Consider the following 6,757-nt stretch of genomic DNA (forward strand, 5'->3'; position numbering starts at 1 on the left):
GTGATCATCCCCGCCGCCGTGCCCGCGGCGGGGGCCGAACCGCGCCAGCCCCGTCCGGCCCTGCGCAGTACCGCCGACAACGGTCTGAAGATCGTCATCGTCGGCGGGTTCGGCGTCGGCAAGACCACCATGGTCCGCTCCGTCAGCGAGATCCGTCCGCTGAACACCGAAGAGACCATGACCAAGGCCGGCGAGGCCGTCGACGACACCGACGGGGTCGCCGCGAAGAGCGCCACCACCGTGGCCTTCGACTTCGGGCGCATCACCCTCGACGCCCACAACGTGCTCTACCTGTTCGGTGCCCCCGGCCAGGAGCGGTTCTGGTTCCTGTGGGACCGGCTCTTCTCCGGCACCCTCGGCGCGGTCGTCCTCGTCGACACCCGCCGCCTCGCCGACTCCTGGTACGCCATCGACCGGCTGGAACACCACGGCACTCCCTTCGTCGTGGCGTGCAACGACTTCGGCGGGCCCGAGCACACCCAGGAGCAGATCCGCGAAGCCCTCGACCTGCCGGCCGCCGTCCCGCTCGTCTTCTGCGACGCCCGCTCCCGCGAGTCCAGCAAGCACGTCCTGATCTCCCTCGTCCAGCACCTCCAGCAGACCGCGCTGTCGGGCTCCCGGCCGAGCAGTCGGCCGAGCCCCCTGTCCCAGACCCCGGAGCCCACCCCGTGACCTGCCCCGCCGCCCCCGAGCACCAGCCCGTCTACCTCGGCGGCCCCCGGTTCCAGACCGACCCCGTCGAGCTCTACCGGGAGATGCGCCGCGACCACGGCGCCGTCGCACCGGTCGTCCTCGACGGAGACGTACCGGCCTGGCTGGTCCTCGGCTACCGCGAACTGCACCAGGTCACCAGCGACCCGGTCCTCTTCTCCCGGGACTCCGACCTGTGGAACCAGTGGGACCGCATCCCCGCCGACTGGCCGCTGCTCCCCATGATCGGCCGCAAGCAGCCGTCGATCCTCTACACCGTCGGCGAACGCCACCGCGAACGGGCCGCAGTCATCTCCGACGCCCTCGAGGCCGTGGACCCCTTCGAACTCAAGGGCCACGCCGAGCGGTTCGCCGACCAGCTCATCGACGATCTGTGCGGCAAGGGCGCGTGCGACATCGTCGGCGAGTACGCGATGCTGCTGCCGCTGCGGGTCCTCGCCCGCCTCTACGGATTCTCCGACGCCCAGGGCCCCGGCCTCGTCACCGCCATGAACGACATGATCAACGGGCGGGAGGGCGCACTCGACGGCCAGCGCCACCTCGGCGAGTCGATGTTCGCGCTGCTGGCCGCCAAACTGGCCGAGCCCGGCCCCGACGTCGCCTCCCGGATGCTCGCCAACCAGGCCGGCTTCAGCGTGGAGGAGGTCGCTCAGGACCTCATGGTCATGATGGCCGCGGGCCACCAGCCCACCGCCGACTGGATCGGCAACTCGCTGCGCCTCATGCTCACCGACGACCGATTCGCCGCCTCCCTCGCTGGCGGCCGGCACAGCGTCGGCGAGGCGATGAACGAGGTGCTCTGGGAGGACACCCCCACCCAGAACGTGGCCGGCCGCTGGACCTCCCGCGACACCCACCTCGGCGGACAGCGCATCAGGAGCGGAGACCTCGTCCTGCTCGGACTCGCCGCCGCCAACGGCGACCCGCACGTACGCACCGACGCCGGCGCCCTCACCGGCGGCAACAACGCCTTCTTCTCCTTCGGGCACGGCGATCACCGCTGCCCCTTCCCCGCCCAGGAGGTCGCGGAGGTCATCGCGCGCACGGGCATCGAGGTCCTCCTCGACCGGCTGCCCGACGTCGACCTCGCCGTGCCCGCGTCGGACCTGGCCCGCCGCCCCTCGCCCTGGCTGCGCGGTCTCACCGAACTCCCCGTCACCTACACCCCGACCCCCGCCCTTGGAGCCAACCGATGACGTGCCCGATCGACCACGCCGGACCCGCGCCCATCACCCTGGACCCCTTCGTCGCCGACCTCGACGCCGAGAGCGCCGCGCTGCGCGCCGCCGGCCCGCTGGTCCAGGTGGTCCTGCCCGGGGACGTCGCCGTGTACGCCGTCACGCACCACGCGGAAGCCCGCAAGCTCCTCACCGACCCGCGCATCGTCAAGGACATCAACGTGTGGGGCGCCTGGCAGCGCGGCGAGATCCCGCTGGACTGGCCCCTGATCGGCCTCGCCAACCCGGGGCGTTCGATGCTGACCGTGGACGGCGACGAGCACCGCCGGCTGCGCACCCTGGTCGCGCAGGCCCTGACCGTGCGCCGGGTGGAGAAGCTGCGCGCCGGCATCGAGGCGCTGACCACCGGCATGCTGGACAAGCTCGCGGCGCTGCCGGCCGGCGAGAGCGTCGACCTCAAGGCGCAGTTCGCGTACCCGCTGCCGATGAACGTCATCAGCGACCTGATGGGCGTCGACGCCGAGGAACACCCGCGCCTGAAGGCCCTGTTCGAGAAGTTCTTCTCCACCCAGACGCTGCCCGAGGAAGTCCCCCGGATGATGGCGGACCTCGGCGCGCTCTTCGGGCGCATCGTCGAGTCCAAGCGCGAGAACCCGGGCGACGACCTCACCAGTGCCCTCATCGAGGCCTCCGAGGACGGTGACCACCTCACCACCGAGGAGATCACCAACACCCTGCAGCTGATGGTCGCCGCCGGCCACGAGACCACGATCAGCCTGATCGTCAACGCGGTCGTCGCCCTGGAGACCCACCCCGAGCAGCGCGCCCTCGTGCTCAAGGGCGAGGTCTCCTGGGAGAACGTCGTCGAGGAGACGCTGCGCTGGTCCACCCCGACCTCGCACGTCCTGATCCGCTTCGCCTCCGAGGACGTCGAGGTCGGCGACCGGATCCTGCCCAAGGGCGCCGGCCTGATCGTCTCCTTCGGGGCCATCGGCCGCGACGAGGCCCAGTTCGGCGAGACGGCGGGCGCGTTCGACGTCACCCGCACGCCGAACCGGCACATCTCCTTCGGCCACGGCCCCCACGTCTGCCCGGGCGCGGCGCTGTCCCGCCTGGAAGCCCTGGTCGCCCTCCCGGCCCTGTACGCGCGCTTCCCGCAGCTGACCCTGGCCGTCGAGCCGGCCGAGCTCCGCAACAAGCCGATCCTCACCCAGAACGACCTCTTCGACCTCCCGGTCCGCCTGGCCTGACACCGTCCGGCGCCGCACCGCCGCACCGCCGCCCCGTACGCCGCCGAATAAATCGGATGTGCGTACGGGGCGGGGTTGTTAGGTTCGCCGTGTGCCGAAGCTGAATCAGATCATCGCAGTCGAAAAGGGCGTCAAGTCCAAGGCCCTCCAGGAGCTCACCCAGGCTCACCAGGACGTGCAGAAGCCCGCCCTGCTGGCCGGCATCTCCCGGACCTACCAGCCCAAGGACGAGGAGGGCGAGCAGCTGCCGCCCGAGTCCACGCGGGTGCAGATCAAGGCCGAGGACGCGCTGCGGGCGACCGCCGGGACGCTGACGCGGCTCTTCGACGTGACGGCGACGAAGGACTGGGCGAACCGCTCCGCCGTCGCGGACGTGGTCGTCGACGGCACGGTCCTGCTGGCCCAGGTGCCCGTCCCGTACCTGCTGTTCCTGGAGAAGCAGCTCACCGACCTGCACACCTTCGTGCGCAAGCTGCCGGTGCTCGACGCCTCCGAGTCGTGGAACCTGGACCCCTCGACGGACTCCTGGAAGACGGAGCCGGTGCGCACCATCCGCACGAAGAAGGTCCCGCGCAACCACGTGAAGGCAGAGGCCACGGAGAAGCACCCGGCGCAGGTCGAGGTCTACTACGAGGACGTGCCGGTCGGCTACTGGACCACCGTGAAGTTCTCCGGCGCGCTGCCCGCCCGGCGGGTCAACGAGCTCCTCGACCGGGTCGAGAAGCTCCAGCAGGCCGTCAAGTTCGCCCGCGAGGAGGCGAACAACACCGAGGTCACCGATCAGCGGGTCGGCGACGCGGTGTTCGGCTACCTCTTCAGGTAGCCCCACATACGCCCCCCGTCGCGAGCGGGGGGTGCGCGATGAGCGCAAGCTGAAACTGATGTTGAAGCTGATATAGGGGTGTCAGTTGGGGGTTCGAATCCCTCCCCCCGCACACGTGCGGGGGTGGCCCAAGCCCGGCAGAGGCGGCCCCGTCAATCTCAGATTCTCGCTCCAGTCTCAGTATTCGCCGCCGAACACCGGATCGACCGAGCGCGGGCGAACATCGACGGATGGGGGTTCAAGTCCCCCCGGCGCCTCTCTCGTGGCGCTGTAGTTCAAAGGCAGAACACGTCGATCTCAAGATGACCCGCGGCTCTTAAACGCCGCCGGTGTGCGCAATTGGGTGGCAAGCTGGAGCCCGGGAGCTGGACATGCTCCCGGGCTCCGTCACGTTCCGGTCCGGTGGTGCGGTGGTCCGGTGGCTCGGAAGCCGGCTTACACGGGCACCGGCACCGACACGAAGGTCCGGCCCGACTCGTTCTCCACCAGCACCGCCCGGACGTTCGCCGGATCCACCGCCGCCGAACCGTCCAGCGCCGCGCCCTTGCCCTCGCCGTGCTCCGCCGTGCCCACCACCCAGCCGCCCGCCGTGGTCCGCGTACCGTCCCGGGAGACCACGACGATGCGGCAGCGCTCGCCCGGCCGGATCCCCGTCACCGCCGCGTGCACCCGTACCCACTTGGCGGCCGGCGTCACCTGCACGGTCATCGTCGCGCCCGAACCCGCATCCGTCGCGGAGGCCACCTTGGTCCCCGCGGGCGGCGGGGAGGGCTGCGCCGAGACCGTCGGCTGCGGGGGCGGGGGCAGGGCCCTGTCGTCGGCGCCGCCGGCGCCCCACTGGGTCCCGGCCCAGAACACGGCGGTCAGCGAGGCCGCCACGGCCAGTCCCGTGAACGCCGTCCGGCGCCTGCGCCTCGCGTCCGCCTCCTGGCGGATCTGCCGCAGCGTGCGCTGGAGCAGCAGGTCCCCGCCCTGGGGCGGCCCGTCGAGGAACGCCTCGGCCGGCACCTCGCCCAGCGCCGCTTCCATCTCGCGCAACGCGGTCACCTCCTGACGGCACCGCACGCAGCCGCCCACGTGCTCCTCGACCCGCCGGACGTCAGCGGCGTCCAGGACGCCGAGAACGTACGGGCCCAACAGTTCCTCCTCGTGCCGCTCCCGGTTCATGCCACCACTTCCTGCAGTCCGCCGGGCTGCTGGGAGGGCCTGCCCGTTCGTTTTCCTTCACCGAAGACTTCTCGGAGCGCCTTGAGCGCGTAGTGCGAGCGCGATTTCACGGTGCCCGCCGGGATGCCGAGGGCGTCGGCGGTCTCGGCGACACTGAGCTGGCGGTAGTACAACTCCGTGAGCACGTCCCGGTGTTCCGGCGACAGCCGGTCGAGGGCCCCCAGTACGGTCATCGTGTCGACCACCGCGTCGGCGTGGTCCGCCTCCACCGGGGGCCGGGAGGGGGAGCCGGCGACCTCGGGGGGCCGCGCCGCCCTGGCCCGGTAGCGGTCGGTGATGATGTTGCGGGTCACCGTCAGCAGCCAGCCGCGCACGGAGCCCTTCCCGTTCACCAGGACCTCGGAGTGGCGCCAGGCCCTGATCAGGGTCTCCTGGACGACGTCCTCGGCCGCGGCCCGGTCGCCCGTCAGCCGGGTGGCGTACGCGAGGAGCGCGTGACCGTGCTCCTCGTACACCGACTTGATCAGCGCTTCGTCGGTCGAGCCCCGCCGAGTGCGGGGCCACAGTGGTCCGGCCATCTCACCCTCTCCGTCCTCGTCGCCTGCGTGGTGCGGTCGGAACACGACGGCCGCCCGCCCCCGGTTCACGTGACCTGCGTCACATGCGCCGCCCCGCTCACGTGCGGCAGACCCGCCCCTGGTTGAGGCAGTCCACGACCTCCGCCATCCGCGCCCCGGTCATCACGTTCACGAACATCGCGTGGTCCGTCTTCGGGCTGTGCCGTTGCTCGGGAAAGGAGTCGAGCGCCACCGGCGTTCCGGGCAGCGGCTCGTAGGCGAGGGAGATCCGCAGTCGCGGCACCGGAAAGGTGCCCTGCGGGCAGACCCCGTTCGCCGCCGGGAACAGCAGGTGCGAACGCTGTCCGGAACTGGCGGTGTCCAGGCCGTTCCAGCAGCTGGGGAAGACGAGGGTGCGGGTGAGGCGCTCGCCCGCCGGGCAGCGCGGATAGCGGGTGGTGAACCGGTCGGGGAAGCCCGAACACCCCCACCGGGCCCGCACGTCGGCCTCGGTGTCCGCCGTGAAGGCCACCGCGTCGCCGGTCATCGCGTTCAGGAACCGCGGCATCGCCACCACCTTGCTCACCGGGCTGCCGAGGAACTCCACCGAGACGGAGGCCTCCGGCAGGATCTCGCCCCCGTTGCCGTGGCCCGCCGAGCCCTCGTGGGCACGCGTGCCCGGCCGGTCCGTGCGGCGCAGCACCGGCCAGTAGTACGTGGAGCGGTCGCCGCCCGGACAACTGGTGGCGGCCGCGTCCAGGGAGGCCTCGGTGGAGAAGGCGTCCGTGGACAGGTTCCCGGCGTAGGCGTGCGTGTGGTGGGCGCCGGAGCGCAGCCCGGGCGAGACCACCAGGTTGTCCTCGTTGTAGTGGCCCTGGGCATTGCTCCCGCACTCCACCGAGACCCGGCCGGCGGAGGCCTCCGGCCCGCTCGCGGCCGGCTCGGCGGGTCCGGGCGGGACCTCCCGGATGTCGACGGGGTCCCCGGGCCCGGGACCGGCAGCCGCCTCCGGGTCACCCCTTCAGCGAGATCCACCCGGTGCCGGTCTCCGTGTAACGGACCACGGGGCGC

7 protein-coding genes are annotated in these 6,757 nt (G+C 71.7%); 4 read left to right on the top strand and 3 right to left on the bottom strand.

Features of this window, described 5'->3' with window-relative positions; all coding sequences use genetic code 11:
- Window positions 1-6 precede the first annotated feature (6 nt).
- The 4 genes from ABZY44_RS17145 to ABZY44_RS17160 all read left to right on the top strand — a co-directional run bounded on the left by ABZY44_RS17145 (window position 7) and on the right by ABZY44_RS17160 (window position 3,962).
- Window positions 7-672 carry an ATP/GTP-binding protein gene (locus tag ABZY44_RS17145; RefSeq protein WP_356654509.1) on the top strand — a complete coding sequence of 222 codons (666 nt, stop codon included), beginning with the start codon at window positions 7-9 and terminating at the stop codon, window positions 670-672.
- Window positions 669-1,907: a cytochrome P450 gene (locus ABZY44_RS17150; RefSeq protein WP_356654483.1), complete on the top strand. Its 1,239-nt coding sequence runs from the start codon at window positions 669-671 to the stop codon at window positions 1,905-1,907. Before ABZY44_RS17145 ends, ABZY44_RS17150 begins: the two co-directional genes overlap by 4 nt.
- Window positions 1,904-3,139, top strand: a complete 1,236-nt coding sequence (locus ABZY44_RS17155) for a cytochrome P450 (RefSeq protein ID WP_356654485.1) — start codon at window positions 1,904-1,906, stop codon at window positions 3,137-3,139. Before ABZY44_RS17150 ends, ABZY44_RS17155 begins: the two co-directional genes overlap by 4 nt.
- 91 nt (window positions 3,140-3,230) lie before the next feature.
- The gene (locus ABZY44_RS17160; RefSeq protein ID WP_356654487.1) at window positions 3,231-3,962 is read left to right on the top strand and encodes a hypothetical protein; all 732 of its coding nucleotides are present in this window, start codon (window positions 3,231-3,233) and stop codon (window positions 3,960-3,962) included.
- Window positions 3,963-4,397: 435 nt separating this feature from the next.
- Here the strand turns inward: ABZY44_RS17160 and ABZY44_RS17165 are convergent, their stop codons facing one another.
- The 3 genes from ABZY44_RS17165 to ABZY44_RS17175 all read right to left on the bottom strand — a co-directional run bounded on the left by ABZY44_RS17165 (window position 4,398) and on the right by ABZY44_RS17175 (window position 6,584).
- Complete coding sequence (locus ABZY44_RS17165) at window positions 4,398-5,129, bottom strand: zf-HC2 domain-containing protein (RefSeq protein ID WP_356654489.1); 732 nt, start codon at window positions 5,127-5,129, stop codon at window positions 4,398-4,400.
- Entirely contained in the window at window positions 5,126-5,707 is a 582-nt protein-coding gene (locus tag ABZY44_RS17170) for a sigma-70 family RNA polymerase sigma factor (protein WP_356654491.1), read from the bottom strand. The genes ABZY44_RS17165 and ABZY44_RS17170 overlap by 4 nt, the downstream gene beginning before the upstream one ends.
- A gap of 97 nt (window positions 5,708-5,804) precedes the next feature.
- Complete coding sequence (locus ABZY44_RS17175; protein WP_356654493.1) at window positions 5,805-6,584, bottom strand: DUF1996 domain-containing protein; 780 nt, start codon at window positions 6,582-6,584, stop codon at window positions 5,805-5,807.
- Window positions 6,585-6,757 lie beyond the last annotated feature (173 nt).

The organism is Streptomyces sp. NPDC006544 (genome assembly GCF_040611715.1).
In the GTDB taxonomy this organism is placed as follows: domain Bacteria; phylum Actinomycetota; class Actinomycetes; order Streptomycetales; family Streptomycetaceae; genus Streptomyces.

Bases quoted from the DNA above. Each gene is read 5' to 3' on its own strand.
- ABZY44_RS17155 (WP_356654485.1), top strand. From the start codon at position 1,904: ATGACGTGCCCGATCGACCACGCCGGACCCGCGCCCATCACCCTGGAC.
- ABZY44_RS17165 (WP_356654489.1), bottom strand. From the start codon at position 5,129: ATGAACCGGGAGCGGCACGAGGAGGAACTGTTGGGCCCGTACGTTCTC.
- ABZY44_RS17170 (WP_356654491.1), bottom strand. From the start codon at position 5,707: ATGGCCGGACCACTGTGGCCCCGCACTCGGCGGGGCTCGACCGACGAA.